The sequence below is a fragment of the Microbispora siamensis genome (genome assembly GCF_016863095.1).
Classification (GTDB): Bacteria; Actinomycetota; Actinomycetes; order Streptosporangiales; family Streptosporangiaceae; genus Microbispora; species Microbispora siamensis.
Genome location: NZ_BOOF01000067.1, coordinates 18410 through 45044, shown reverse-complemented (window position 1 = coordinate 45044; position 26635 = coordinate 18410). Strand labels below are relative to the sequence as shown.

The 26635-nt window shown below is 70.8% G+C and carries 22 protein-coding genes, 1 pseudogene and 1 riboswitch; of the genes and pseudogenes, 14 read left to right on the top strand and 9 right to left on the bottom strand.

What is annotated here, in order from left to right; all coding sequences use genetic code 11:
• The first annotated feature begins 127 nt into the window (after positions 1-127).
• A complete protein-coding gene (locus Msi02_RS44340) occupies positions 128-1009 on the top strand; it encodes a potassium-transporting ATPase subunit C (protein ID WP_204052865.1) in 882 nt (293 codons plus the stop codon).
• A 5-nt stretch (positions 1010-1014) separates the two neighbouring features.
• Positions 1015-3573 carry a DUF4118 domain-containing protein gene (locus Msi02_RS39530; protein ID WP_204052864.1) on the top strand — a complete coding sequence of 853 codons (2559 nt, stop codon included), beginning with the start codon at positions 1015-1017 and terminating at the stop codon, positions 3571-3573.
• Here Msi02_RS39530 and Msi02_RS39525 read toward each other — a convergent pair.
• Both Msi02_RS39525 and Msi02_RS39520 read right to left on the bottom strand, forming a co-directional pair.
• Positions 3551-4570 carry a ribonucleotide-diphosphate reductase subunit beta gene (locus tag Msi02_RS39525; RefSeq protein ID WP_143737913.1) on the bottom strand — a complete coding sequence of 340 codons (1020 nt, stop codon included), beginning with the start codon at positions 4568-4570 and terminating at the stop codon, positions 3551-3553. The genes Msi02_RS39530 and Msi02_RS39525 overlap by 23 nt on opposite strands.
• Positions 4571-4608: 38 nt before the next feature.
• Positions 4609-7056, bottom strand: coding sequence for a ribonucleoside-diphosphate reductase subunit alpha (locus Msi02_RS39520; RefSeq protein WP_239109204.1), 2448 nt, complete (start codon positions 7054-7056; stop codon positions 4609-4611).
• A 132-nt stretch (positions 7057-7188) separates the two neighbouring features.
• A riboswitch (cobalamin riboswitch) is annotated at positions 7189-7415 on the bottom strand.
• 267 nt (positions 7416-7682) lie between these two features.
• On the opposite strand from Msi02_RS39520, the gene Msi02_RS39515 reads away from it, so the two are divergent.
• A complete protein-coding gene (locus tag Msi02_RS39515; protein ID WP_204052863.1) occupies positions 7683-8597 on the top strand; it encodes an alpha/beta fold hydrolase in 915 nt (304 codons plus the stop codon).
• A 60-nt stretch (positions 8598-8657) separates the two neighbouring features.
• On the opposite strand, the gene Msi02_RS39510 is transcribed toward Msi02_RS39515, so the two are convergent.
• Positions 8658-9383: an alpha/beta fold hydrolase gene (locus Msi02_RS39510; protein ID WP_204052862.1), complete on the bottom strand. Its 726-nt coding sequence runs from the start codon at positions 9381-9383 to the stop codon at positions 8658-8660.
• A 160-nt stretch (positions 9384-9543) separates the two neighbouring features.
• On the opposite strand from Msi02_RS39510, the gene Msi02_RS39505 reads away from it, so the two are divergent.
• Positions 9544-10449: a helix-turn-helix domain-containing protein gene (locus Msi02_RS39505; protein ID WP_079320617.1), complete on the top strand. Its 906-nt coding sequence runs from the start codon at positions 9544-9546 to the stop codon at positions 10447-10449.
• On the opposite strand, the gene Msi02_RS39500 is transcribed toward Msi02_RS39505, so the two are convergent.
• On the bottom strand, positions 10358-10741 hold the full coding sequence (locus tag Msi02_RS39500) for an STAS domain-containing protein (RefSeq protein WP_179155555.1): 384 nt from the start codon (positions 10739-10741) through the stop codon (positions 10358-10360). The genes Msi02_RS39505 and Msi02_RS39500 overlap by 92 nt on opposite strands.
• Positions 10742-10967: 226 nt before the next feature.
• Here Msi02_RS39500 and Msi02_RS39495 point away from each other — a divergent pair, with 226 nt between their 5' ends.
• A complete protein-coding gene (locus tag Msi02_RS39495; RefSeq protein ID WP_079320615.1) occupies positions 10968-11609 on the top strand; it encodes a carbonic anhydrase in 642 nt (213 codons plus the stop codon).
• Between the two features lie 525 nt (positions 11610-12134).
• Here the strand turns inward: Msi02_RS39495 and Msi02_RS39490 are convergent.
• Entirely contained in the window at positions 12135-12980 is an 846-nt protein-coding gene (locus Msi02_RS39490) for an SDR family NAD(P)-dependent oxidoreductase (protein WP_204052861.1), read from the bottom strand.
• Between the two features lie 125 nt (positions 12981-13105).
• Between Msi02_RS39490 and Msi02_RS39485 the strand changes: the two genes are divergently transcribed.
• On the top strand, positions 13106-14041 hold the full coding sequence (locus tag Msi02_RS39485; RefSeq protein WP_308441854.1) for an RNA polymerase sigma-70 factor: 936 nt from the start codon (positions 13106-13108) through the stop codon (positions 14039-14041).
• Here the strand turns inward: Msi02_RS39485 and Msi02_RS39480 are convergent.
• The 3 genes and pseudogenes from Msi02_RS39480 to Msi02_RS39470 form a co-directional block, all read right to left on the bottom strand.
• Positions 13995-14514 (bottom strand): annotated as a pseudogene (locus Msi02_RS39480) (transposase family protein). The gene Msi02_RS39485 and the pseudogene Msi02_RS39480 overlap by 47 nt on opposite strands.
• Positions 14515-14813: 299 nt before the next feature.
• Entirely contained in the window at positions 14814-16256 is a 1443-nt protein-coding gene (locus Msi02_RS39475) for a hypothetical protein (protein ID WP_204052859.1), read from the bottom strand.
• Positions 16253-17089 (bottom strand): undecaprenyl-diphosphate phosphatase, encoded by an 837-nt coding sequence (locus tag Msi02_RS39470; RefSeq protein WP_204052858.1) that lies wholly within the window; start codon positions 17087-17089, stop codon positions 16253-16255. Before Msi02_RS39470 ends, Msi02_RS39475 begins: the two co-directional genes overlap by 4 nt.
• Before the next feature lie 180 nt (positions 17090-17269).
• Here Msi02_RS39470 and Msi02_RS39465 point away from each other — a divergent pair, with 180 nt between their 5' ends.
• From Msi02_RS39465 to Msi02_RS39455, 3 genes are read left to right on the top strand one after another with little or no spacing between them, the layout of a single operon-like run.
• Positions 17270-17653 carry a BlaI/MecI/CopY family transcriptional regulator gene (locus Msi02_RS39465; RefSeq protein ID WP_204052857.1) on the top strand — a complete coding sequence of 128 codons (384 nt, stop codon included), beginning with the start codon at positions 17270-17272 and terminating at the stop codon, positions 17651-17653.
• A gap of 8 nt (positions 17654-17661) precedes the next feature.
• Entirely contained in the window at positions 17662-18597 is a 936-nt protein-coding gene (locus Msi02_RS39460) for a M56 family metallopeptidase (protein ID WP_204052856.1), read from the top strand.
• Positions 18598-18617: 20 nt separating this feature from the next.
• Positions 18618-19316, top strand: a complete 699-nt coding sequence (locus Msi02_RS39455; protein WP_204052855.1) for a response regulator transcription factor — start codon at positions 18618-18620, stop codon at positions 19314-19316.
• On the opposite strand, the gene Msi02_RS39450 is transcribed toward Msi02_RS39455, so the two are convergent.
• Positions 19261-20526: a HAMP domain-containing sensor histidine kinase gene (locus tag Msi02_RS39450; RefSeq protein WP_204052854.1), complete on the bottom strand. Its 1266-nt coding sequence runs from the start codon at positions 20524-20526 to the stop codon at positions 19261-19263. The genes Msi02_RS39455 and Msi02_RS39450 overlap by 56 nt on opposite strands.
• A gap of 67 nt (positions 20527-20593) precedes the next feature.
• Here Msi02_RS39450 and Msi02_RS39445 point away from each other — a divergent pair, with 67 nt between their 5' ends.
• From Msi02_RS39445 to Msi02_RS39425, 5 genes are all read left to right on the top strand, one after another.
• On the top strand, positions 20594-21805 hold the full coding sequence (locus Msi02_RS39445) for an MFS transporter (protein WP_239109202.1): 1212 nt from the start codon (positions 20594-20596) through the stop codon (positions 21803-21805).
• Positions 21806-21952: 147 nt separating this feature from the next.
• Positions 21953-23215 carry a COG4705 family protein gene (locus tag Msi02_RS39440; RefSeq protein WP_204052852.1) on the top strand — a complete coding sequence of 421 codons (1263 nt, stop codon included), beginning with the start codon at positions 21953-21955 and terminating at the stop codon, positions 23213-23215.
• Positions 23216-23319: 104 nt separating this feature from the next.
• Positions 23320-23643 carry a PadR family transcriptional regulator gene (locus tag Msi02_RS39435; protein WP_204052851.1) on the top strand — a complete coding sequence of 108 codons (324 nt, stop codon included), beginning with the start codon at positions 23320-23322 and terminating at the stop codon, positions 23641-23643.
• Positions 23640-24443 carry a hypothetical protein gene (locus Msi02_RS39430; protein WP_204052850.1) on the top strand — a complete coding sequence of 268 codons (804 nt, stop codon included), beginning with the start codon at positions 23640-23642 and terminating at the stop codon, positions 24441-24443. Before Msi02_RS39435 ends, Msi02_RS39430 begins: the two co-directional genes overlap by 4 nt.
• Positions 24444-24486: 43 nt before the next feature.
• The gene (locus Msi02_RS39425; protein WP_204052849.1) at positions 24487-26556 is read left to right on the top strand and encodes an alpha/beta hydrolase family protein; all 2070 of its coding nucleotides are present in this window, start codon (positions 24487-24489) and stop codon (positions 26554-26556) included.
• Positions 26557-26635 lie beyond the last annotated feature (79 nt).

The window sequence follows — 26635 nt, the reverse complement described above, 5'->3', positions numbered from 1 at the left end:
CCCTTCGAGTGCGTCCAGGCTGCTGCGCCGCAACCTGACCATCTACGGCCTCGGCGGGATCGCCGTCCCGTTCCTCGGCATCAAGCTCATCGACCTGCTCGTCCAACTCCTCCCGGGGATGTCATAGATGGAACGCCTGCCAAGCTGGATCCGTCAGCACCTCGCGGCGCTGCGCGCGCTTCTCGTGCTCACCCTGGTGACCGGCGCGATTTACCCACTGCTGGTCACCGGCGTCGCCCAGGCCGTGTTCAACGGCAACGCCAACGGCTCCCCGCTGCGGAAGGACGGCAAGGACGTGGGCAGCGCCCTCATCGGCCAGGGCTTCACGGACAAGGACGGCAACCCGGTCGAGAAGTACTTCCAGAGCCGGCCCTCGGCCGCGGGCGACGGGTACGACCCGACCTCCACCGCCGCGAGCAACCTCGGCCCGGAGGACGTCCTCGACACCCTCCCGGTGCCGGGAGCCACGGACGACGAGGGCAACCCCGACACCGGCAAGCAGAGCCTGCTCACCCAGGTGTGCGCGCGATCCAAGGCGGTCGGCGAACTGGAGGGCGTCAGCGGAGCCAGGCCGTACTGCACGGCGGACGGGGTCGGCGCGGTGCTCAAGGTCTTCCCCGCCGTCGGCACCCCCACGAGGGTGGTCAGCGTCAACCAGGCCTGCCCGGCCACGCCGTTCATCCCGGTCTACCAAGGCGTGAAGGTCGAATGCGGCAAGCCCGGACAGGACTACGCGACCGGCCGCACCGTCCCTGTCCGGGGAAACGTGACGGACGTGCCGGTGCCCGCCGACGCGGTCACCGCGAGCGGCAGCGGCCTCGACCCGCACATCTCCGTCGCGTACGCCGAGCTGCAGGCCCCCCGGGTCGCCAGGGAGCGCGGCCTCGGCCTGGACGCGGTGCGGGCCCTCATCGGGCGGCACACCACCGGCAGGGCGCTCGGCTTCATGGGAGAGCCCGGCGTGAACGTGCTGGAGCTCAACCTGGATCTGGACAGGCTGAAGAGGTGAGGTAGATGGCGCGCGGGCGGCTGCGGATCTACCTCGGCGCGGCCCCGGGGGTCGGCAAGACCTACGCGATGCTCAGCGAAGGTCACAGGGCGCTGGAACGAGGGAAGGACGTGGTCGTGGGCATCGTCGAGACCCACGACCGCCCCCGCACCGCCGAACTCATGGAGGGTATGGAGGTCCTCCCACGGCGGCATGTCGTCTACAGGGGTGCGACCTTCACCGAGCTGGACGTCGAGGCGGTCATCGCCGGCGCACCGAAGATCGTCCTGGTCGACGAGCTGGCGCACACCAACGTGCCGGGCTCGCGCAACGCCAAGCGCTGGCAGGACATCGACGAGCTCCTCGACGCCGGGATCGACGTCGTCTCGACGGTGAACATCCAGCACCTGGAGTCGGTCAACGACGTCGTCCAGGAGATCACGGGTGTGCCGCAGCGGGAGACCGTCCCGGACGAGGTCGTACGGCGGGCCGACCAGGTCGAGCTGGTCGACATGTCCCCCGAGGCGCTGCGCCGCCGGATGGCCCACGGCAACGTCTATCCACCCGAGAAGGTGGACGCCGCCTTGTCGAACTACTTCCGGGTCGGCAACCTGACGGCACTGCGTGAGCTGGCCCTGCTGTGGGTGGCGGACAAGGTGGACGAGCAGCTCGACCGCTACCGCGCCGAGCACGGCATCGCGGGCACCTGGGAGGCGCGCGAGCGGGTCGTCGTCGCGCTGACGGGGGGACCGGAGGGCGACACCCTCATCAGGCGCGCCGCCCGCGTCGCCGCCAGGAGCAAGGGCGCCGATCTGCTGGCCGTCCACGTCACCCGGGCGGACGGGCTCGCCGGAGGCGACCCGGCGCTGCTGGCACGCCAGCGCGCACTCGTGGAGAGCATGGGCGGCACCTACCACCAGGTGGTGGGCGACGACGTGCCCCGGGCGCTGCTCGACTTCGCCCGCGGCGTCAACGCCACCCAGCTCGTGCTCGGCGCCTCCCGGCGCGGCCGGGTCGCCCAGATCTTCAGCAGAGGGGTGGGCGTCGAGACGACCGCCCGCTCCGGCTCGATCGACGTCCACATGATCACACACGAGCAGGTAAGCAAGGGCAGGCGTCCCGCACGGCCGGGTGCCGCGCTCGCCCGCGACCGGCGGATCGCAGGCTGGGCCACGGCGATCCTCGGCCTTCCCCTCCTGACGCTGGCGCTGCTGCCGTTCCGCCACGACCTCTCGCTGCCCAGCGAGATCCTGCTGTTCCTACTGGCCGTCGTGGGCGTCGCCCTGATCGGCGGAATGTGGCCCGCGGTGACCGCCGCGGTGGGCGGATCCCTCCTGCTGAACTACTTCTTCACCCCGCCCGTCAACCGGTTCACCATCGCCGACCCGGAGAACCTGCTCGCCCTGGCGATCTACGTACTGGTTGCGATCATGGTGAGCACCGTCGTCGACCTGGCCGCCCGGCGCAGGCGAGAGGCCGCACGGGCCCAGGCCGAGGCCGAGGTCCTGTCCGCCCTGGCAGGACACGTCCTGCGAGGCGAGCACGCGCTGCCCTCGCTGCTCGCCAGGCTGCGGGAGTCCTTCGCGCTCACCTCGGTCACGCTGCTCGAACGCCGCCCCGAGGCGGCGACGAGTCCCGACGCGCAGTCAGAGCCCGAGGCGTGGCGCATCGTCGCCACCGCCGGGGGCGCGCCCTGCACCTGTCCGGGGGCCGCGGACACGGATGTGGCGGTCGACGACCACCTCGTCCTGGCCCTGCGCGGGCGACTGCTCGACGCCGCCGACCGCCGCGTGCTCCAGGCCTTCGCCGCGGAGGCCGCCGTGGCCCTCGGGCAGGAGCGTCTGCGTGAGGAGGCCGAGAAGGCCAAGCCACTGGCGGAGGCGGACAAGATGCGCACCGCGCTGCTGGCCGCGGTCAGCCACGACCTGCGCACCCCGCTCGCATCGGCGTGCGCGGCCGTGGAGAGCCTGCGCGCCACCGACGTCGACTGGTCTCCGGACGATCGCGAGGAGTTGCTCGCCACGGCGGACGAGTCGCTGGCCAAGCTCAGCCGCCTCGTCGCGAACCTGCTCGACATGAGCCGGCTGCAGGCCGGAGTGCTGGGGCTGTCGCTCCAGCCGGTGGCACTCGAGGAGATCGTGCCCCGATCGATCGACGACCTCGGGCCGCTGAGCGACCAGGTGAAAGGGGACGTCGCGCTTGAGCTTCCCGAGATCGTCGCCGATCCCGCACTGGTCGAGCGCATTCTGGTCAACCTGATGACCAACGCCGTCCGCTACAGCCCGGCCGGCACAAAGGTTCTGATCACCGCGAGCTGGCACGGCGACAGCGTGGAGATCCGGGTCGTCGATCGTGGCCCCGGCATCCCGTCCGAGGCGTACGACCGCGTCTTCCTGCCCTTCCAACGCCTCGGCGACCGGGACAACCACACCGGCATCGGCCTCGGCCTCGCTCTCTCGCGCGGCCTGGCGGAAGCCATGGGAGGCAGCCTCATACCCGAGGAGACCCCGGGCGGCGGCCTCACCATGGTCCTCACCCTGCCGATCTCCTCGCGAGCCGGGATCAGAAGTCGGCGTCGAAGCTGACCGTGCCGGTCACGCCCACCTGATACGCCGACACCCGCCGCTCGAAGAAGTTCGAGAGCTCCTGGACGTCCTGCAACTCCATGAAGGCGAACGGGTTCTTCGCCCCGTACAGCGGTGGGATGTCCAGCTGGGCCAGCCGGCGATCGGCGACGTGCTCCAGGTAGGCCCGCATGTCGGCGATCGACATGCCGGGCACTCCGCCGCCGAGCAGGTCCTCCGCGAACTGGACCTCGCACTCCACCGCCTCGGCGAGCATCTCGCGGACCTGGTTCGCCATCTCCTCGTCGAACAGCCCCGGCTCCTCCTGCCGGACCGTCTCCACCACGTCGAAGGCGAAGGCCATGTGCATGGACTCGTCGCGGAACACCCAGTTGGTGCCCGAGGCGAGACCGTTGAGCAGGCCGCGCGAGCGCAGGAAGTACACGTAGGCGAAGGCCCCGTAGAAGAACAGACCCTCGATGCACGCGGCGAAGCAGATCAGGTTGAGCAGGAAGGCCCGCCGGTCCTCCCGGGTACGCAGCTCGCGCAGCTCGAAGATCGAGTCGATCCAGCGGAAGCAGAAGTCGGCCTTGCGCCGGATGGACGGGATGTTCTCGACCGCCGCGAACGCCGCGAACCGCTCGTCCTCGTCGGGCACGTACGTGTCCAGCAGGTTCAGGTAGAACTGGACGTGGACGGCCTCCTCGAACAGCTGCCGGGACAGGTAGAGGCGGGCCTCGGGGGCGTTGACGTGCTGGTAGAGGTTGAGCACCAGGTTGTTGGCCACGATCGTGTCGCCGGTGGCGAAGAAGGCGACCAGGCGGCTGACCAGGTGCCGCTCGGCGGGGGAGAGCCGGTCCAGGTCCTTGAGGTCGGAGTGCAGGTCCACCTCCTCCACCGTCCAGGTGTTCTTGATCGCGTCCCGGTAGCGGTCGAAGAAGCGCGGGTAGCGCATCGGCCTCAGGGTGAGGCTCATTCCCGGGTCGAGCAGCATCGAAGTCTCGGGGTCGGTGGTCATGGCTCTCGCCTTTCGAGTGATGTTTCCGGGGGGCGTGCTCATTGGCACGCTTCGCACGACTCCGGGTTCTCCAGCGAGCAGGCGAGCGCCTCGGCGGTCATCGCCGCCTTCTCGGAGACCGTTCGCTCCTCCGGCTGCGCCTTCTGCGACGCCAGGGACACCGTCGCCTGCTGGATCCGCGTAGCGGGACGCGACCGCAGGTAGTAGGTGGTCTTCAGGCCGCTCTTCCAGGCGTACAGGTACATCGAGGAGAGCTTGTCGATGGTCGGCGCGCTCATGAACAGGTTGAGCGACTGGCTCTGGTCGATGTACGGCGCCCGCGCGGCGGCCATGTCGATGAGCGCTCGCTGCGGCAGCTCCCAGGCCGTGCGGAACAGCTCACGCAGCTCCGCGGGGAGTGCCTCGATCCCCTGGACCGAGCCGTCGGCCCGCTTGATGGCGGTCCTGATCTCCTCGTTCCACAGGCCGCGCGCCTTCAGCTCCGCCACGAGCGCGCTGTTGATCTGGAGGAACTCGCCGCTGAGGGTCTCGCGCTTGAAGAGGTTGGACACCTGCGGCTCGATGCACTCGTAGCATCCGGCGATGGACGCGATGGTCGCGGTGGGCGCGATCGCGATGAGCAGCGAGTTGCGCAGCCCGTGCTCGGCGATCCGCTCGCGAAGCGCCGTCCAGCGCTCGTCCTGAGCGCCGGTGACCTTCCACAGGTCGGGCTGCAGGAGCCCGCGGGCGGCCCAGGTCTGCTGGAAGGCCGGATGAGGACCCGCCTTCGCGGCCAGGTCGGCCGAGGTCTCCAACGCCGTCAGATAGATCTCCTCGGCGATGCGGGTGGACAGGTCCTTCGCCTGGGGAGAGTCGAACGGCATCCGAAGCGCGAAGAAGACGTCCTGGAGGCCCATCACGCCGAGGCCGACGGGGCGCCAGCGGGGGTTGCTCGCCGCGGCCTGCGGGCTCGGGTAGTAGTTGATGTCGATGACGCGGTCGAGGAAGGTGACCGCGGTGCGCACGGTGGCGCGCAACCGCTCCCAGTCCATCTCGGTTCCGGCCGGGTGCGTGGCGAGGTGCGCGGCGAGGTTGACCGAGCCGAGGTTGCACACGGCGGTCTCCGTGTCGCTGGACACCTCGAGGATCTCCGTGCACAGGTTGGACAGGTGCACCACGTTGCCGGGCTCGGCGGTCTGGTTGCACAGCCGGTTGGACGCGTCTTTGAAGGCCATCCAGCCGTTGCCGGTCTGGGCCAGCGTGCGCATCATCTTGCCGTACAGGTCCCTGGCCTTGACCTGACGGACGTACCGGCCGGCGGCCTCGGCCGCGCGGTAGGCGGCGTCGAAGTCCTCTCCCCACAGGTCGGGCAGCTCCGGGACCTCGTCCGGGTCGAACAGCGACCACATCGCGTCGGCTTCGACCCGGCGCATGAACTCGTCAGGGATCCAGTTGGCGAGGTTGAGGTTGTGGGTGCGCCGGGCGTCCTCACCGGTGTTGTCGCGCAGTTCGAGGAACTCCTCGATGTCGGGGTGCCAGGTCTCCAGGTAGACGCAGGCCGCGCCCTTGCGGCGGCCGCCCTGGTTGACGGCGGCCACCGACGCGTCGAGGGTGCGCAGCCACGGCACGATGCCGTTGGAGTGCCCGTTGGTGCCCCGGATGAGCGCACCCCGCGAACGCACCCGCGACCAGGAGATGCCGATCCCTCCGGCGAACTTCGACAGGTGCGCCACCTGCGCGTACCGCTCGTAGATCGAGCCCAGTTCGTCGCGGGGGGAGTCGACCAGGTAGCAGGAGGACATCTGGGTGTGCCGGGTCCCGGAGTTGAACAGCGTCGGCGAGCTGGGCAGGTAGGCCAGCGACGACATCAGCCGGTAGAACCCGATCGCCTCGGCCGGTGTGGTCGCGAGGCCGCACGCCACGCGCAGCAGCCAGTACTGCGGGGTCTCCAGCACCAGCCGAGTGGAGGGATGGCGCAGCAGGTAACGGTCGTACACCGTGCGCAGGCCGAAGTACTCGAACCGGAGGTCGCCCCTGGGGTCGATCGCGTCGTCGAGCTTGCGGGCGTTCGCGGCCACGAAGTCGGCCGTGGCGTCGCCGATCAGCCCCTGCGCGTGTCCCAGCCGGATCGCCTGGCTGAAGGAGGCCACTCCCTGGCCGCGGACCTCCTTGTCGATGTACCCGGCCAGCAGCCTGGCGGCCAGCCGCGAGTACTGCGGCTCCTCGCCGATCATCTCCGCCGCGGTCTGGATCGACAGCCGATCCAGCTCGGCGGTGGTGGCCCCGTCGTACAGGCCGCTGATCGTCTTGGTCGCCACGCGGAGCGGATCGACGTCGGTGAGATCGTCCGCCCAGCGCTCCACCGCTCGGACGATCTTGTTGACGTCGACCGGCTCGCTCGCCCCGTTGCGCTTGCGTACGTGCATCTGCGCTCGTCGCGGCATGGACCCCTGCCGCTCGGCGTCCACCGACGACACCCGGTCCGGTGACACCCCTGTGACCGTCACAGCTCTCTCCTCGCGCTCGGTCCCCAAAGCCCGAGGCAGCGCGCAGGAGGCATGCCGGCGAGCACGCGAAAGCGGCGCGCCAGAGCCATCGGCCGTCCCGCGCGGCCTCCGACCAGCCGCACACCCGTTCACGCGGTGCGCGGCGCGCTGGCAGGTCTTCGGACTCGTGGGCGGCGCGGCCAGGTTGCCGCATTGCCTACTGGTTGTCGCTTCCCAGATCCGCCGGTAGGCCGGATCCAGTGCGTGTGACAACGGTCGTTCCCACTCACCGCTGCGGGGCAGTCCCGGACTTCCACCGGGTTCCCTCTTGCCTCGGCCGCCCTGGACGGACGGACGAACCAGCTGCAGCGACCACCATATATAGGGGGCGAGGAAAAGTCACACCCAACATGTCGCGTCACAGGAGTAACGCACCCTGTGTGCGCCCGGCCCGAAGGGCGATCGCGGCCCTCCCCGGCGGACCACGGTTGTCCCCCGCACGAGCTACCGGCGAATGTCCACCGTGCGGGGACGATCACGGACCGCCCGATCCGTAGCGTTACATCGCAGCCACGGCGCACCGTCCGCTTCCCCGCTACACCGCCGTGCGCATCACCCCGGCGTCGACTCGCTCACTGGAGGACCTCATGCTCCGCAAGATCAAGGCACCCGTTGTGGCCGCGCTGTGCTGCACCGTGCTCGGCGCGGGGGTCGCCGGCTGCGACGGCGACTCGCTGGAGAACTGGGACCCCCTCGCCCCCGCCACGCGGACGGCCGATGCCGCCCCGATCTCCGGGACCGAGAAAATCGATGTCGCGGGCCGGTCGGTGAACGTGTCCTGTTCGGGCACCCCGGAGAAGGACAAGCCGGTCATCATCCTGCTGCACGGGGCCGGCGACGGGCTGGACAAGCTGGCCGCCATCCAGAAGACGCTGAGCAAGCAGAACCGGGTCTGTTCCTACGAGCGGCTCGGCGCGGGCGCGAGCGACCAGCCGGACGGCCCGCAGAGCTTCTCCAGCACCGGGAAGATCCTGACCGGGGTGCTCGACCGCGTCGCCGGTGACGGCCCGGTCGTCCTCGCCGGGCACTCGCTGGGCGGGCTGATCGCCGCCAGGTACGCCCCCGACCACCAGGACAGGGTCAAGGGGCTGGTCCTCATGGACGCCACCCCGCCCACCATGATGGACGACATCACGAAGGCGATCCCCGAGTCCGCCACCGGCCCGGCCGCCGAGCTGCGCGCACAGAACCTCGCGATGTTCAAGGGCGAGAACCCGGAGAAGCTCGTCATCACCGACGGCAAGGTCCGTTCCGCCGGGAACATCCCGGTGGAGGTGATCCAGCACGGCAAGCCGTACCTCGCGGCCGTCCCCAAGTACGGGCCGCGCCTGGAGCAGGCGTGGGCCGCGGGCCAGCGCAAGTGGCTCGCGCTGTCCAGCGGCAGCAAGCTGAGCACGGCCAAGAACAGCGGCCACTACATCTACGTCGACCAGCCCGACGTCGCCGTCCAGGCCATCGAGCGCGTCACCGAGCAGGCCGCACGTCAAGCGCATGGTGAGTGACCACAGGTCCAGGATCAGTGGCGCGTCCGGGCAAGGGCCCGCGCGGCTCGAGTGGGCGGGTCAGCCGAGCTTGAGCAGCAGTTCGGAGAGCTCGGCCGGCATCGTGATCATGCAGTCGTGGCCCGTCTCCAGTTCCCACACCTGTGCCGGGCTGCCGTTGGGCTGTATCGCCGGGACGGGCCGCCGCTCGATGCCCTCCGGTACGGCGGCGACGCAGTGGATGTGCGTCCGCGGAATCGTCTGCACGGCCGGGTTGTCCAGCCGGACCGGTTGCCGGAAGCAGAGCACCGGCTGATCCGACAGCATCGTCCGCAGCCACGCCGCGTCGTCCGGGTCGGTGACCCCGAACAGGCCGAAGGGCGGCGGCAACTCGGGCATCGGCGGGATCCGCCAGCCGACCTCGGACTTCGCGGCACGGTCGATGAGGGCCTGGGTCACGGGATGCACATCGAGCGCGGTCTCGCCGTCCTCCGGGACCATCGCGTCGAGATAGACCAGATGGGCGATCCGCTCCGGGATCCGGTTGGCGGCGGACGAGATGACCAGCCCGGCGTAGCTGTGGCCCACCAGGATCACGTCGGTGAGATCCTCCTCGGTGACCAGCCTGACGATGTCGTCGACGTGCGTGTCCAGCCCTATCTCGGGGCCGAGCAGATGCGCCTTGTCGCCGAAGCCGGTCAGCGACGGCGCGACCACCCGATGCCCGGCCGATGCCAGCAACGGGACCACCCGCTCCCAGCACTGCCCGCTGTGCCAGGCCCCGTGTACGAGCAGAAACGTCGACATGGTGTAGCTCCTTGTTCGCGGAAGGGACCACCAGCGGATTTCGCCGGCGTTCGTCCCGGAAGCGAGGTTTCCGCTCACCCGACGACAGAGCCAGAGCCCCCGCGATCCTGGGGGTGACAGGACCAGGCACGCACGAAAGCGCGCGAATTACAGTGGGGCGATGAGCGACGAATCGAACCTTCTGGGCGATTACGTACGCGCCCGACGGGAGCTCGTCACTCCTGAACAGGCCGGCATCCCCTCCGTCGGCGTACGGCGCGTGCCGGGCCTGCGCCGGGAGGAGGTCGCGATGCTCGCCGGCATCAGCGCCGATTACTACCTGCGCCTGGAACAGGGCCGCGACCGCAACCCCTCCCCGCAGGTCCTCGAGTCCCTCGCCCGCGTGCTGCTGCTCGACGACGACGCGACGGCCTACCTGCTACGTCTCGGGGCGGGAAAACCGCGGCGGCGACGGCGGCCCCGGAAGGAGACCGTCCCTCCTGGCATCGCCAAACTCGTCGTCACGCTCCCGCTCCCCGCGTACGTGGAGGGCCGCTACTTCGACGTCCTCGCCGCCAACGCGCTGGCGACCGCTCTGTCGCCGCGACTCGTGGCGGGGGGCAACCGCCTGCGGGACGTTTTCCTCGACCCCGCCGAGCAGGCCCTCTATCCGGACTGGGAGGACGCCGCGCAGGGCATGGTCGCCGGCTTCCGCGAGTCCGTCGGCACCGACACGGACGACCCCCGATTCATCGAACTCGTCGGCGAACTCTCCCTCGCCAGCCCCCGCTTCAGCAGGCTCTGGGCGCGCCACGACGTGAACACGTGCGAAGGCACACCCAAGCACATCGACCACCCCCAGGTCGGTGACCTCTGGCTGAACCGGGAGAGATTGGGCGTCAGCGGCGTGACCGGCCAGACGCTCGTCGTCCTCCACCCGGACCCCGGCACCGACAGTGCCGACAAGCTCGCGCTCCTCGCGTCCGTCGTGCCGATCAAGGAGACCCGGACGACTGACCGTCTCCGCCGGCATCAAGGGCCTCCTCCACGGACTGGTACCGGTCGAAGGCCGACAGCAGGCGCGTGAGGGACAGAATGCGCTCGACACGGGGCTCGACGGCCGCGAGGGCGATGCCGATGTCGAGCGCCTGACAGCCCCTCAGGACGTACACAAGGGCGGACAGACCGGCCGAGTCGCAAAACGACACCGCGGCGAGGTCGAGCACGAGTCCGGCGGGCTCGACCTTCCAGACCGTCCTGACGGCGGCCTTGAGCCGCTCCGCGGTGCTGCGGTCGAGGTCACCCGTGACCGTGAGGATGACCCAGTCACGGTCATGGCGCGAGCGGATGTCGAAAGCGGGGGATGCGGGCGGGATCACGGCCCTGCTCCTTTCGGGAACGTGTTTCACCTTGCCCGGAAACACACGCGAATGAGAGCGCAGACCGGACTTCGCCTTGATCCTTGCTGGAATCGTTACCTGCTCCGCGGCACCAGGGCCGGTGGAAGCCGGGTGCCGGCACCGCGGCCACGCCGCCACAGGCAGCGGGCGGTGCGAGGACCGGGCAGCGCGACGGCCGCGCCGGGGGGTGGCTTAGGCTGCGGTCATGGCCGAGATCACGTCTCCGACTCCCAAGGAAGCCTTCGAGCTGTTGCTCGCCGGTAACCGACGCTTCGTCGCCGGCGCCCCCGAGCACCCGAACCAGGACGCGACACGCCGCGCCGAGATCGCACCGGGTCAGCGCCCGTTCGCGGTGCTGTTCGGATGCTCCGACTCCCGGTTGGCCGCCGAGATCATCTTCGATCGTGGCCTGGGTGACCTGTTCGTGGTGCGCACCGCCGGCCACGTGACGGGTACGGAGGTGCTGGGCAGCATCGAGTACGGGGTGGACGTGCTGGACTGCCCGCTGGTGGTGGTCCTCGGCCATGACTCGTGCGGCGCGGTCGCCGCCGCGTGCGCCGCACTGGAGGACGGGATGGTGCCGTCCGGGTACGTCCGGGACGTCGTCGAGCGGGTGACCCCCAGTGTGCTCGCGGCGCGGGCCGCAGGCCGCGTGGAGGCCGACGAGATCCTGGCTGAGCATGTGAGGCACACGGTCGACCTGCTGTTGGACCGCTCTCGGGTGCTCGCCGAACGGGTCGGCGCGGGCGAGGCCGCCGTTGTGGGCCTGTGCTATCGCCTGGCCGACGGCAGCGCACAGGTGGTGGCAGCCCGCGGTCTCGAAGTCACCGCCGACTCCGCATCGTGACAGGAGCTCCACCAGCCGTTTCTGTGCATGGCCGGCGGCGCCGGTGACGCTCCCTGTCCCGCACCTCGCGCCGCCCCCGGCCCTTGCCGCGGACTGCGAGGGGCGCCGCAAGCCGGCTGTTCAGCACCGACGGCAGCCCTGCCCCCACCGAAAGCGCCGAGCTTCACATGACGAATGAAGTTGGTCCAGGAGGCATCGACGCGCAGGGGGGACCACGATTCCGGCGCCACAAGAGCGTTCGGTTTGTTCTCACGCTGACACTGAGCGCTTTTCATCCTGAGTAGCGGCCTTCTTCTATGAGCTGCAGGACAAGGATGGTTGCATGATCGTGGTGGCGCGCTGCGGGCGGCAGCGCAGCCGGGTCAGGATCTTCCAGGTCTACAAGGTGGCCAATCCCGCCCACGTGGGGGCAGGCCCCGACTCCGTCAGGACGATCCGGTTCACCGGCCGAGCGGATCGCCCGGACGCCCAGGTGGCCTGGGCGACCTGGGCGCCGCTCGCCGGTTGCGCGGCCTCTCACCTGAGTCAGCGGGCTTCGAGGTTGCCGTGTGCCTCGATTGAGAGGTCCTGCCAGTCGGCCCAGGTCTTGAGCCGGTCGGCGTAGGCCCGCTCGATCAGTGGGTGGAAGCCCTTGCCGAACAGCACCCGCACCGGCGGGTTGGCGGAGTCCACGAGCTTCAGCAGTGCCTGTGCCGCGGCGGCCGGGTCGCCTGCGGGCATCTTCCCTGTCATCGACCCGAGGTGCTGACGGAGACCGTCGTAGGCCGGGTCGGGCTTGGCCATGTAGCCGTTGGCGAGCGGGTCGGGGTTGTTGCCGTCCCGGGTGGCGAAGCCGCCGGGCTCGATGATGGTCACCTTGACGCCGAACTCGGCGACCTCGCCGGCGAGCGCCTCGTTCAGGCCCTCCAGGGCCCACTTAGAGGCGTGGTACGCGCCGCCGAGCGGCATCGCGATGACCCCGGCGGCCGAGGAAAGCTGGATGATGTGCCCCGAGCGCTGCTCGCGCAGGTACGGCAGCGCGGCCTGGACCACCCACACCGCGCCGAACAGATTGGTCTCGAGCTGGTCGCGCAGTTCCTGTTCTGTAAGTTCTTCGACCGCGCCGATCTGGGCGTAGCCGGCGTTGTTCACGATGACGTCGAGCCGGCCGAAGTGCTCCTTGGCGCGCTTCACGCTCTCGAAGACGGTGGCCCTGTCGGTCACGTCCATCTCCAGTGGAAGCACCGCGTCTCCATAGGTGTCGGCCAGCGCCTGCAGGCTCGCGGTGTTCCGGGCGGTGGCAGCGACCTTGTCGCCGCGTGCCAGGGCGGCCTCCACGAAGTTGCGGCCCAGGCCGCGGGACGAGCCGGTGACGAACCAAACCTTCTGCATGGTGTGCTCCTTGTTGCCGCTTTCAGCCGTTACAACCCCCTGGACGAGATAGCCCGACGGAGATGTGAGATCGCCCGAGTGTGACCTGCGACACCATGTCACCTTTGTCCTGAGTGGTGATATCAATGGTCGGCGTGACTCGCGTCGAGGACTTCCAGGAACTGAGGCCGCTGCTTTTCGCGATCGCCTACCGCATCCTGGGCAGTGTGAGCGAGGCCGAGGACGCCGTTCAGGAGGCCTGGCTGCGCTACGAAGGTTCCCCGGCCCAGCCCGAGTCACCCAAGGCCTTCCTGTCGGCCACGGTGACGCGGATCTCGATCGACGTGCTGCGCTCGGCCCGCGTCCGGCGCGAGGCTTACGTCGGGCCATGGTTCCCCGAACCGCTGCTGACCGACCCCTACCAGGACCCGGAGCGGTCGGCGGAGCTGTCCGATTCGTTGTCGATGGCGGCGCTGATCCTGCTGGAGCGGCTCAGCCCGCTCGAGCGTGCGGTCTTCGTGCTCCGCGAGGTGTTCGCCTTCAGCTACCGGGAGATCGCCGCCGCGGTGGAGCGGTCGGAGGCGGCCTGCCGCCAGCTCGCGGTGCAGGCACGCCGTCACATGGACGCGGGCCGGCCCCGCTTCGAAGCGGATCGCCGGGCCCGCGAGCAGCTCGCCGGGCGGTTCTTCCATGCGATGAGGGAGGGGGACGTCACAGGGCTGCAGGAACTGCTGGCCGCCGACGTCCAGCTGGTCAACGACGGCGCCGGCAAGATCGGGAGTACGATTCCCCTCTTCGGCGTCGCGAAGGTAGCCCGGGTGCTGTCCGTCGCCATCCCGCCGTTCGCCCAGATCGGCGCGGTGCTGGAGGCGCACGAGGTGAACGGCCAGCCGGGTGCGATCATCCGCGACCGAGACGGTCACATCTGCAACGTCTGGACGCTCGACATCCTGGACGGACGCATCCAGACCATCCGCTCGATCGTCAATCCCGACAAGCTCGCTCACCTAGGCCCCGTCGCCGACGCCCACGCGGTCATCCGCGAGAAGAAGCAGACCCGCCGCGACCAGCAGACGCCATGATGGGCGGCACGATCGCGGTGGCCCGGCGAGGACAGCAGCGGAGCTTGGCCAGGACCTTCCACGTCTTCAGGGTCGCGATGGCGCGTTCGACGAGGGCTCGGATGCGGGCGTGGGCACGGTTGACGTCCTTCTGCCCGCGTGACAGCCGCGGCCGGTGCCGGTGGCGCTTGAAGGGGGTGCGGACCGTGGCACCTGCGCCTTGGTAGCCCTTGTCGGCGAAGGTCAGCACGCCGTTGGCCGTCAGCGCGTCGATCAGGCCCACGATGCGGGCTGCGTCAGGTCGTGCACCGCCCCGGGAAGAGCAGGAGAGGCCCAGACCAGGCGGGTGTAAGTGTCGCCGTGCGCAGGTGGGCCGGCACCAGTAAGGCCTGTTGCCCGGGGTTCAGGCGCCGCCACCGGCCGCGGTGTTCGGTGCGGTGGGCGCGGATGAGTTCGGCCAGACGGGCAAGGGTGCGGGGCTCACTGTGGATCATATGTGTAGCACTTCCGAACTATATTGGAGCGCACATCGATGACCTGTTCCATTGGGAATCGATAATCGCGCAAGACGCCGCTGCCATCGGTTGTCAGCTGTTATTGCCGATGCTGCTACTGTTCCTCGCATTACCGAAGGTTTCGTACAGGCGTAGGACTGCCTCATTTTCCTGATTCCCGTGTACGGGGGCCTCGTATTTCCATTCACAATCATCTGGAGGCTCGTTTACCTACCCCTCCGCGACTGGCCTCCGAGGCCCGATGAGCGTGCCTTGAGCGGAGATCGGCCGACACGTGTTCAGGATTGAGGCAGGTAGGCGGTGTAGCCGGTGCCCCGGAGCCGGTGGGCGGCCCAGCCACGGGCATAGCCGGGAGGTCCGGAGCGTGTTCTGGCGAGGGCTGCGGTGGGTTCGGCTGCCGCGCGGCGCAGCAGGGCGGCTTCGGTGGTGTTGCGGTTGTTGCCGCTGACGTCGGCGGAGGCACAGCCGATGTAGTAGCCGATCGGTTGGGAGTGGCTGCCGGTGACCAGGCAGGGCGGGTGCAGGCCGAGGCGGCGCAGGCCATCGGCGACTGCCCGGTAGCGGTCGGTGGTGGCGCGCACGTCGGCGTGCCTCTCCTGGAGGACCTCGTACTGCACCGTCAGGTGCAGTACGAGGAGCGCGGCGAGGCCGCCTGCGACAGCGACGCGAGCGGGTGCAGGGCGGACCGTCCCCACCGCACGAGCCGCCAGGGTGGCGACCGGCAGGGCCAACAAGGCGTAGACGGGCAGGAAGAAGCGCGGCGCGGAGTAGTCGATGAGGACGAGGTAGGGGACGCTCAGCGCGGCGGCGCAGCCGACGGGCAGCACGGTTTCCGCAGGCCGCCCGGCTCGCAGGGCCACCGCGCATGCCGTCAGCGCGAGCACGGGAAGGGCCAGCCACCACACCGTGAATTCCGGGTGGGTCAGCGGAACCGTACAGGGGCGGCACAGCACCGGCCCGTTGAGGCTGCGCCAGGCGTCACCGCCGGCCCAGTGCAGGCCCATGCCGCCTTCGGTGGCACTGGAGGCGTGCAGACGGGCACCGATGCCGCCCCATCGTACGTACGCCTCGGCGATCCACTGGGCGCCGCCCAGCGCGAGCCCGGCCACGACGGCGAGGGCGGGGGCCGGGCGTCGCCAGGCGGGCACTGCCGCGCAGGCGGCCAGTAGCGGCGCCGCGAGCCAGACGCCGTCGGAGAAGCGGAAAAGCGTGGCTGCCGCGACGGCGCCGCCCAGGCCGAGAAACGCGGCCCTGGACGCGCCGGGCCGGTGGCCGCGCAGGAACCAGCCGACCGCCGCCACCGCCGACAGCGCCACCCACAGGTTGGGCATGGCCTGAGGCCCGTACAGCACGGTGACCCACAGACCCGCGAACAGCAGGGCGGCGAGCGCGGTCCGGCGGGGTCCGAGCAGCGGGCGCCAGACACGGTACGCGGCATAGAGCGCGGCGGCCGACAGCAGTGCCAGCACGGTCCTGAGCACCGGGGTGGAGCCGGTGACGGCCAGCACGGGGGCCGTCAGGAAGCTGATGCCCCGCGAACGCGGTGCGCTGAAGTAGGCGGCCGGATTGCGCGGGTCGACCTGAGACAGGTACACCGTCTCGTCCCAGCCGAGCCCGAGGTGAGGCGCGGCGAGAGCCAGCTGGGCCGCCGCGTAGCCGGCGGACACCAGGGCCAGCCACGGGAACCGCCGGCTCGGCCGGGCGGCGGCCCGGGCGGTCATGCCTTGATCACTCCGGCGCCCAGCAGCGCGAACAGCAGCGCCCCGACGACGATCCGGTAGACCACGAAGGCGTTGAACGAGTGCCGGGCGACGTACCGGAGCAGCCAGGCGATGGAGGCGTAGGCGACGACGAAGGACACCGCCGTGCCCACCACGAGCGGTGCGGTGCCGACCCCCGCGCCGACGGCGTCCTTGAGCTCGTACAGACCGGCTCCTGTCAGGGCGGGGATCCCGAGGAGGAACGACAGCCGGGTGGCCGCGACCCGGTCCAGGTCCAGGAGAAGAGCGGTGGACATCGTCGCTCCGGAGCGGGAGAAGCCGGGGAACAGCAGGGCGAGAATCTGCGAGGAGCCCACCAGCATGGCGTCCTTCAGACCGGTGTCGGCCTCGCCGCGCTTGTGGCGGCCCATCCGGTCGGCGAGCCACATCACCGCGCTGCCGGCCAGTAGCGAGCCGGCCACCACCCACAGCGAGGCGAGCGGGCCCTCGATGAGCGGTTTGGCGGCGAGTCCCACGACGACGATCGGGATCGTGGCGTAGACGACCCACCAGGCGAAGGCGTAGTCGTGGTTCTGCCGCTCCGCGGGCCGGAACACGCCGCGGAACCAGGCGGAGACGATGCGGACGATGTCGGGGAAGAAGTAGACCAGCGCCGCGGCGATCGCCCCGACCTGGATCACCGCGGTGAAGGCGACCACCGCGGCGTCGCTCACGGGGACACCCATCAGGCCCTCGGCGATCTTCAGGTGGCCGGTGGAGGAGACCGGCAGGAACTCGGTCACCCCCTCGACGACACCCAGCACCACGGCCTGCAGGACACTGATGTCACTCATCGGCAGTCTGACTCTTTCTCCAGGGAGGCGCTGGAGCCGGGCAGCGCAGGCGCATCACGGGGCGGACGCTGCCCCTGTCCGTCGGCTCAGGGCACGTGGCACACTCGGAACACGGCAACTTTTACACCGCCGTAGAAGTTCTACACGACTGTAGAAGACGAGCGAGGGAAACGACAACCCATGAGCGCCACTCCCCCCGGGCGGGGTCACAAGCGCGCCAACGGCGAGCGGGAGGCCGAGATCCTCGACGTGCTGCTGCGAGCGGACACAGCGCTGACCCCTGGAGAGGTCGCCGAGCGTCTCGGCGGCGAGCCGGCCTACAGCACCGTGGTGACCATCCTCACCCGGCTGTACGCGAAGCAGTTGCTCGTCCGGCATCAGCGCGGCCGGGCCTACGCCTACGCCCCCGTCACCGACGAGGACGGGTTCGCCGCCCGCCGCATGCGCAGCGTTCTGGAGGAACGGCCCGACCGGCAGGCCGTGCTCACCCGCTTCGCCGACGGCCTGTCCCCCTCCGACGCCGACCTCCTGCGCCGGCTGCTCGGGCCCGACCAACACCGGTAGAGGACCCGATGCGCATCGCCGTCTACCTTCCGCTGCTGCTGTCGTTGCTCGCCCCACTCGGCGCGCGACTCCTGTCGGAACGGTGCGAACCCCGTGTGGCCACCTGGCTGCTCACCGTCTCGGCACTGGTGCTGGGCGCGGCGAGCACCCTGTCGCTGGGCCTGCTTGCCATCACCGGACTGATCCGCATCCCCCTGCTCGCCGACCTCGGGCACTGGTCCGTCAACGCCGTCCAGCGGGACGACCCCACCCAGTTGTCGGTCGCCGTGGTCGCAGGCCTTCTGCTCGGCGGTGCCGTACTCGCCGCCGGCCGCATGCTGTGGACCCGCGCCCGCTCACTGGCCGCCGCGGCCCAGCAGGCCGCCTGTATGCCCGCCCATGACGACCTGGTCGTCATCGAGGACGAGACCCCCGACGCGTTCGCGGTGCCGGGACTGCCTGGACGCATCGTGGTGTCCACCGGCATGCTGCACCTGCTGGACGACGGCGAGCACGACATCCTGCTCGCCCACGAGCGAGCCCATCTGGCGGCGCATCACTACCTCTTCGTCGCGCTCGCGGGGCTGGGCGCCGCGGTGAACCCTCTTCTGCGCCCGCTCGCCGCCGCCGTCACCTACACCGTCGAACGCTGGGCCGACGAACGCGCCGCCGCCGCGAGCGGCGACCGCGCCCGGGTCGCCCGCACCGTCGGCAAAGCCGCCCTGGCCGCCCCCCGCACCGCCGGGAACCGTCTTCCGGGCCACGCCCTGGGCATCCTCGGCCATCGCGGCCTGCCGCGGGACGCCGGGCCGGTGCCCCGCCGGGTCGCCGCCCTGCTCGCACCGCCCCTGCGCCACCGTCCCGAAATCGCGGCCGCCGCAGGCGCGGTCCTCGCCGTCGCCACCTGCTCCATCGCCGAAGCCACCCACGACCTCCACCTGCTGTTGGAACTCATCGGTGTCTGAACTGGTGTAAGGCTTGGTGCATGGCGCGGGTGCTTGTGGTGGAGGACGATCCGGTGATCGGGCCGGAGCTGGAGTCGGCGCTGACCGTCGCGGGCTACCGGACCGACCTCGCGACCACGGGGGCGAGGGCGCTCGATCTGGGCGGGGCGGTCATGCCCGATCTGGTGCTGCTGGACCTGGGGCTGCCGGACGATGACGGCGTCACCGTGTGCCGCCGGTTGCGGGCGGTTCTGCCGCAGGCGGTGATCGTGGTGCTGACGGCGCGCACCGAGGAGTTCGAGGTGGTCGTGGCGCTCGACGCGGGGGCGGACGACTATCTGACCAAGCCGTTCCGGCTGACCGAGCTGCTGGCCAGGCTACGTGCCCATCTGCGTCGCCAGGTGGCGCCCCGGGACGACGATCGGACCGTGAAGGTGGGGCGGCTCAGCCTCGACCTGCCGGCTCGCAGGGCGTACGTCGCGGGCGACGAGGTGGCGCTGCGGCCCAAGGAGTTCGACCTGCTGACGGCGCTGGCGTCCCGCGCCGGTGAGGTCGTCTCCCGCGAGGAGCTGATGGACGAGGTGTGGGACGTCAACTGGTTCGGGCCGACCAAGACGCTCGACGTGCACGTGTTCGCGCTCCGCCGCAAGCTCATCGACCACGGCGAGGATCCGCAGCGGATCGCTACGGTACGGGGACGGGGCTATCGCTACGAGCTGCCGGAGACAGCAGAAGGCTGAAGACCGGCGGAACGGTCCTGCGCAGGACCAGGCGGCCCGCCTCGGCCTCGGCCAGCGAGCGGGCCAGCGCGAGGCCGATGCCGTGCCCGTCGGCCGCGCGCCGGGCGAACACGTCCATATCCTCCGGGACTCCCGGTCCGCGGTCGGCCACCTCGATCGCGATGCCGTCGGCGAGGTCCGCCGCCTCGACGGTGACCTCGCCCTCACCGTGGACCAAGGCGTTGTCGAGCAGCACGCGCAGGATCTGCCGCACCGCCGCGGGGGAGGCGGCGACGGGGGGCAGGTCGTCCGGCACGCTGACCGTCAGCCGGCGTCCCTGGGCGGCGAGCGGGCCCTGCCAGCACTCCCTGACTTCATCGAGCACGGCGGGTACGTCGAGCGGCGCCGATCCGGTCCGGTGGTCACGGGTGAGCCGTACGAGGTCGTCGATCACGGTCTGCAGCCGCTCGCCTCGCGTGAGAGCGGTGTGGACGGCGTCGGCGAGGGCGGCGTCCGGCCGGGCCAGGGCCGCCTCCAGCCCGAGCATCATCCCGGTGAGCTGGGTGCGGAGCTGGTGGGAGACGTTGGCGCTGAAGGCGCGCTCACGATCGAGCACGTCACCGAGCCTGCGGGCGGTGGCTTCGAGTGCGAGCCCGGCCTGGTCGGCCTCCCGCACATTGGATCGCGGCGCCCGGATCGTGAAGTCGCCGTCGCCGAGGGCCTGTGCGGAGCGGGTCAGGTCCTCCAGCGGCGCGGCGAGCCTCGCCGACTGACGCCGTGCGAACGCGGCGGCCAGTCCGATCACGAGTACGGCCAGCCCGGCCATGATGAGCCACGCGATGTGCGTCTTGCCAGCCACCGTGTCGTACGAGGTGGCGACCCTCACCACCCCCGGCGTCTCGTCGGACGGGATGGGCGCGGTGGCGATGAGGACGCCACCCTCGACGCCCTCCCTGAGCGGCGACCGGGCAGGGCCAGAGCCGAGGAGCCGCCGACCGTCCGTCGTGTAGACGCCGACGGTCATATCGCGGGGAAGACCGGTGGGGAGCGAAACCGGGGCGGCGCTGGAGAAGGTGGAGGCCACCCACGTCGCCTCCATTTCCAGTGACTCGATCGCTCCGTCGTGGTAGAGCCGGGCGACGGCCACGGCCAGCGGCACCGCGAACAGGGAGACGGCCAGCACGGCGACCCCCGTGATCGTGGTGAGCAGACGGCTGCGCAACGACCTCATCCGCCCATGGTGGCCTCGCCAAGGTAAGCGGGGCGCTAACCGAGCAATGAGTAGCCTTCCCGTCACCATGAGTGACAGAAATCTCATCCGGCTCCTGCTGACCAGCCAGTTCTCCATCAAGTTCGGCTTCACCCTGCTGATGCCGTACCTCGCGGGGCACCTCACGCACGGCCTCGGCCTGACCGCGTCGGCGGTGGGACTGATCCTCGGGATCCGCAACGCGAGCCAGCGCGGGCTGGCGCTGGTGGGCGGGCATCTGGCCGACCGGTTCGGGTGCCGCGCCGCCGTCGTGACCGGCTGCGCGCTGAGGTCCGCGGGGTTCGGACTGCTCGCGTTCGCCGACAGGGTGCCGGCGCTGGTGCTGGCCTCGGCGGCGACCGGTTTCGCGGGCGCGCTGTTCGACCCGGGGATACGCACCATGCTGGCGACGGTCGCCGGTGACCGCAGGACCACCCTGTTCGGCCGTTTCAACGTGGCCGGGCAGGCCGGGCTGCTGCTCGGCCCGCTGGCCGGGCTGGTGCTGGCCGCGCTGGACTTCCGCCTGGTCGCGCTCGTCGCCGCCGCGGTGTTCGCCGTCCTCACCATGGTCCAGGCGGTCGCGCTTCCCGCCGTCGCCGCCACGGCCCCCAGGGAGGACCGCGCCGGATGGCGGAGGGTCCTGCGAGATCGCCGCTTCCTCGTCTTCTCCCTCTCCATGGCCGGGTCGTACCTGCTGCCGTTCCAGATCTACGTCACGGTGCCGCTGGTCATGGGCCGCACGCTCGGGCCCGAACAGAACTTCGGGATGGGCGAGCTGTTCGCGCTGTCGGCGGTGCTGGCGATCGCGTTGCAGGGACGGGTGGGTGCGTGGGCGGCGAAGCGGTGGTCACCGCCGCGCTGCCTGGCGGCCGGTCTCGTGGTGATGGCGCTGGCGTTCGTGCCTCTGGCCGCGTTTCCGCAGCCCGTCGTGCCCTCCGTCCTCGACGAGGAGGTGGCCGAACATCTCGCGATGCTGCCGATGCTGGCCGGCGCGGCCCTGCTGGCCGTGGGCACGATGCTGATCTGCCCGTTCGAGATGGACGTCATCGTACGGCTGTCGCGCGGGCGTCTCGTCGCCACGCACTACGGCCTCTATTCGACCGTGTCCGGCGTCGCGACCGCCGTGGGCAACCTGCTCACCGGTCTGATGTGGGAGTCCCCGTACAGATGGCTGCCGTGGACGGCCTTCGTGGCGCTGGGATGCGGGTGCGCCCTGGGAGTGGCCCTTCTCAACCGCAGGCGACCGCTGACGCCGGCCTGAACGGCGCCCTTCGAGTAAGAGCGCGGCTCATCTCGCGCTAAGCGGGCGTTAATCATCGCCCTCCTACCGTTGCCCCGATGACGCGTCCACTTTCCTGTCTGGAGCGTGCGCATGGTAACCATCTCTGCTCCCCCTCGGCTGCGGCGAATGACGAACAAGGTGCCCCTGGTCACCGCGACCTTCTGGGTCATCAAGATCCTTTCGACGACGATGGGGGAGACGTTCGCGGACTACCTGTCGGTCAATGTCGGGCTGGGCCCGGTAGTGACCGATGGTCTGGTGTTCGTCGTCCTGGCGGCGGCCCTGGTGCTGCAGGCATCCACCCGCCGCCACACCCCGTGGATCTATTGGCTGTCCGTGGTGCTGGTGAGCATCTCGGGGACGCAGATCACCGACTTCCTCACCGACACCCTCGGGGTCAGTCTGTACGTCAGCACGGCGCTGTTCGCGGTGCTCCTCGCCGTGGTCTTCACCGTCTGGTACCGGCAGGAGATGACTCTGTCGATCACGGCGATCAACACGCCCCGGCGGGAGGCGTTCTATTGGGGCGCCATTCTGACCACCTTCGCGCTGGGCACCGCGGCCGGCGACCTGTCCACCGAGGCGTTGAGTCTCGGGTTCCGCAACGGTGCGCTGATCTTCGGCGGCGCCTTCCTCGTCACGCTGGTGCTGTGGCGGATCGAGGCCTGGCAGGTGGCCGCGTTCTGGGCCGCCTACATCCTGACTCGCCCGCTGGGCGCCGCGGTCGGTGATCTGCTCACCCAGGACCACTCGCTCGGTGGTCTGGGTCTGGGTGCCACCCGGACCAGCGTGTTGTTCTTCGCCGTTATCGTCGTGCTCGTCGGGCGCGAGCAGGTGGCCACGACCAGGGCCCGCCGCGCGGGCGCGCACTCGGCGGATATCGGGGGCAAGTCGGGCCGGGCGAGCCTGGGCCGGCCGTCGGACCTGGTGTGGGCTGCCGCCGGCATCGCCGCCGTCGTCGGGATCGGCGGCTGGCTGTCGGCCGGAGCCACCGGCCAGACTCCCGGATCGAGGGTGGCGGCGGCCGGATCCGCCGACTCCATCGGCGGGGCAGCAGGGGACTCGACGGCGGCGGGGGCCGCGAAGGCACGGCGGGTGGTGTCGCCCAAGCTCGGGGACCTGTCCTCCTTCGCGGTGATCATCGACGACGTCAACGCGCTGACCGCCAAGGGCGACCTCGCCGGCGCGAAAACGCGGATCAAAGACCTCGAGGTGGCCTGGGACGCCGCGGAGGCAGGCCTCAAGCCCCGCTCCCCGCAGGACTGGCACGCCTTGGACGACGCGATCGACGGGGCGCTGACCGCGCTGCGCGCCGGCAACCCGACCCGGGCACAGTGTGTCGCGGCGCTGCAGACCCTTGAGAAGACCTTGAACCGGCAGCAGGGCTGAACCGCGCGCCCGGACCTTGATCGCCCTGCTGCTCCCCCGGTTGGCGAGTCACTCGAATAGCATCGTTGCGCGATGTAGCGTTTGACGTACTAGAGGGAGCCGCCATGGCGCGCCGCGCCGATCCGTTGAGCTGGGGCAATCCGCCGTTGCTGATCCTGGGGAGTCTCGCCGAGGGGCCGAAGCACGGCTACGCGATCGTCAAGGACGTACGGGAGCAGGCCGGTGTCACGCTCGGCCCGGGGACGCTGTACGGCGCGCTGTCCCGGCTCGAGGAGCGTGGGCTGGTGGAGGCGCTCCCCGGGGAGGAGCGTCGCCGGCCGTATCGGATCACCGCGGCGGGAGCGGCCGAGCTGAGCGAGCGGCTGGCGGAGATGTCGCGCTTCGCCACCGTCGGCCTGCGTCGCCTGTCGGCGGGCCTCGCGCGATGAGCGGCCTGGCGGGCGTCGTGCTGGCCTGCTATCCACCGTGGTTCCGCGAGCGGTACGGCGAGGAACTCGCGGCACTCGTCGAGGAGACCGATGGCGGCCCTCGGGTGACGCTGGACCTCGCACTGGGCGCCGCCCGAGCCTGGTTGCGGCCTGCGCTGGCGGGTGACTCGGCCGCACGCGTACGTCGCCGCATGCAGGCGACGCTGGCCACGACCTGGGTTGCCTGGTGCGCGGGGATCTCGTCGGTGCCGATGCTGGATCGGCTGCTGCTGGATCCGCCCCCGCCGGGGACGCCGCACGTGGTGGGCGTCCTGATGTCGGTGTCCTGGGTGCTGGTGCTGGCCGGGTGCCTGGTGGCGGTGGCGGCGGCGCTGCTGCTCACCCTGAGCGTCCTGGTCCCGGCTCGCGACGGGCGCTTGGTAGCGCCGCTGCTGCCGGGCGGCGTGCTGGCGGGGGTGGAGGCGGTGGGCGGTCTGATGCTCGCGCAGCCGCACCGGCACTCGGCGGGCTTCCTGGCCGGCGTGCTGGCATGGGTGGGCGGCCTGGCTCTCACCGGGCTGGCGGCCGCCGCCGGGCCGGTCGTCACGTTGTGCCGGGCCCGGCCTTCCGCCGTGGCGATGCGGCGGCCGGTGCGGCTGGCGGTGGCCGTGACGGCCGTGCTCGGCGCTGTCGCGCTGGTGGACGGCGTCGCCGCCGCGATGGCGGATCGCACGGCGTTGACGCTGTCGGTCGTCGCGGCCTGCGGGGTGGCCGCGCTGTGCTCCTCGATCAGCGTCGTACGGACCCTTCCTCTTCTCTAGTACGTTTGACGGTATATCGTCTCGCGTACTAGCGTCCCTGTGTGTGACCGTTGAGAGAGCCGAAGCCGTGGCCCTGCGGTGGTGCACGGCCTGCGCGGGCCTGTTCACCGCGGTGATCCTCCTGACGACCCAGGTCCGAGCGGTGCGCGCATACAGCCCGTGGCACCAGGATCCGTACGACGTCGTGATCTCCTGCACGGAGCTGCTCGTCCCGGCGCTGGCCCTGGCGATCGCCGTCCGGGCCTGGGTAGGGCGGGCGCCGTCCGGCGATCTGCTGCGGGGCGCCCGGGTGCTGCTCGCCGCCGTGGGGGCGACCGCGGCGACGTGCTGGGCATCGGTCGTCCCCGGCGTACGGGGGTGGCAGCAGCATCTGCTGGTCGCGGCGCTGGCGGTCGTCACCCTGTCGGCCGTGCCGCCGGCCGTGGCCCTGCTCCGGGCGCGGCCCGCCACCAGAGCGGACACCGACTGGGTCGAAGACCTCCTGACCGCCGCGGAACGCGTGGGCGTCCCCATCGTCTGGGCCCGCCGGTTCGCGGAGGTTCTGCGGCGGCACCGGCTCGTCGCGGCCGTTCTGCTCGCCACCGCCGTGTCCGGCTGCCTGGCGCTGGGCGAGGCCGTCGGCGACGGCCTCGGCCCGCGGCCCCTCCAGGCTGCCGCCTTCCGGGTGGTTGTGGGCGCGGTCCTGCTGGTCGCGCTGCTCATACCGCTCGATGCCCATCTGGGGCTGCTCGGCCCGGCCCGGCCTCGCCGCCGCCCGCTCGTCCTGCGCGCCGCGCTGTACGGCGCGGCGGCCAGCGTTCCCGTCACCTTGGCCTTCCGCGCCGGCATCGGCCGGCTGCTCGACTACCCGCAAGAGACCTTGGGCGACGTGACCCGGCTGCTGGCGTGCTTCGCGGGCATCGTCTTCCTGGTCACCCTGCTGGTGCAGGCCTTCAGGACGCGCCGGCGGCGCGTCTCCCGCGTCCTGGTCGGGCTGCCGCTGGCGCTGGTCGTGCTCGTCGCCGGCTACCTGGGCGTGGTCACCGTACGGCGGGTGCTGCCGCAGGACCTGCCCGCGCCGACCGGCGAGTACGGAGTCGGGCGCACGATGCGGGAATGGACGGACACAAACCGCACCGACACGCTCGCGCCGCGGCCCGGCCTGCCGCGGGAGCTCGCTGTGTGGATCTGGTATCCCACCTCGCGCGGCACCCGGGGGCCGCGCGCCCCCTACACTCCCGGCGCGTGGGCGCGGCAGCACATCCCCACCCCGCTTCCCGGCCTGGGCGAGGGCAGCTTCGCGAGCGTACGCACCCGGGCGATCGACGGCGTCGGCCCGGCGCCCGGCCGGTTCCCCCTGATCGTGCTCGCGCCGGGGATGGGGCTGAACGCGCCGGTGTTCAGCACCCTCGCTCAGGACCTGGCCAGCCACGGCTACGTCGTGGCCAGTCTGACCCCGACCTACAGCGCGAACCTCACGGTCCTGCGCGGGCACGCGGTGACCAGCACACCGGCAGGCAAACCCGACGACATAGACGAGGAGGAATCCGCAGACCGGCTGCTCGACGTCTGGACCGCCGACGCCCGCTTCGTCGCCGCCGAGATCGCTCACGACGCGCGCATGGCCGGGTACGTCGACGCCGGCCACCCTGTCTACGCCGGGCACTCCTTCGGCGGTGCCACCGCCCTCCAGGCCTGCCATGACGATCCGTCCTGCGCGGGCGCGGTCGACCTCGACGGTGCCGTGCACGGCAGCGTCGTCCGGACCGGCCTACGGGCCCCGGCGCTCATCGTCGGCGGCGAGAACTCGTGCATCACCGGCGCCTGCCGCGCCGCCGACCCCGGTGACCAGGGCATGAGCGACCGGACCCGGCAACTGCTCGCCAAGAGCACCGGCCCCATCTGGCGCTACGAGATCGCCGGCACCGGCCACTTCAACTTCACCGACTACGCCGTGATCTACCTGGCGGCCCCGATTCGCGCCTTGTTCCCGCTGGAATCCATCGATGGAGCGCGCGGCCTGCGTATCCAGGACGCCTACGTCATCCAGTTCGCCGACCAGGTCACCCGCCACCGCGCCTCCCCGCTGCTGGCAGGCGATCACCCCTATCCAGAGGTGCGCGTACTCCCCTGACCGCTCAGCCGGTCCGCGTGACCAGGCAAACGTCCATACTCGGCATGGTCAAAAGGATTCATGCTTGGAACGAACAGGC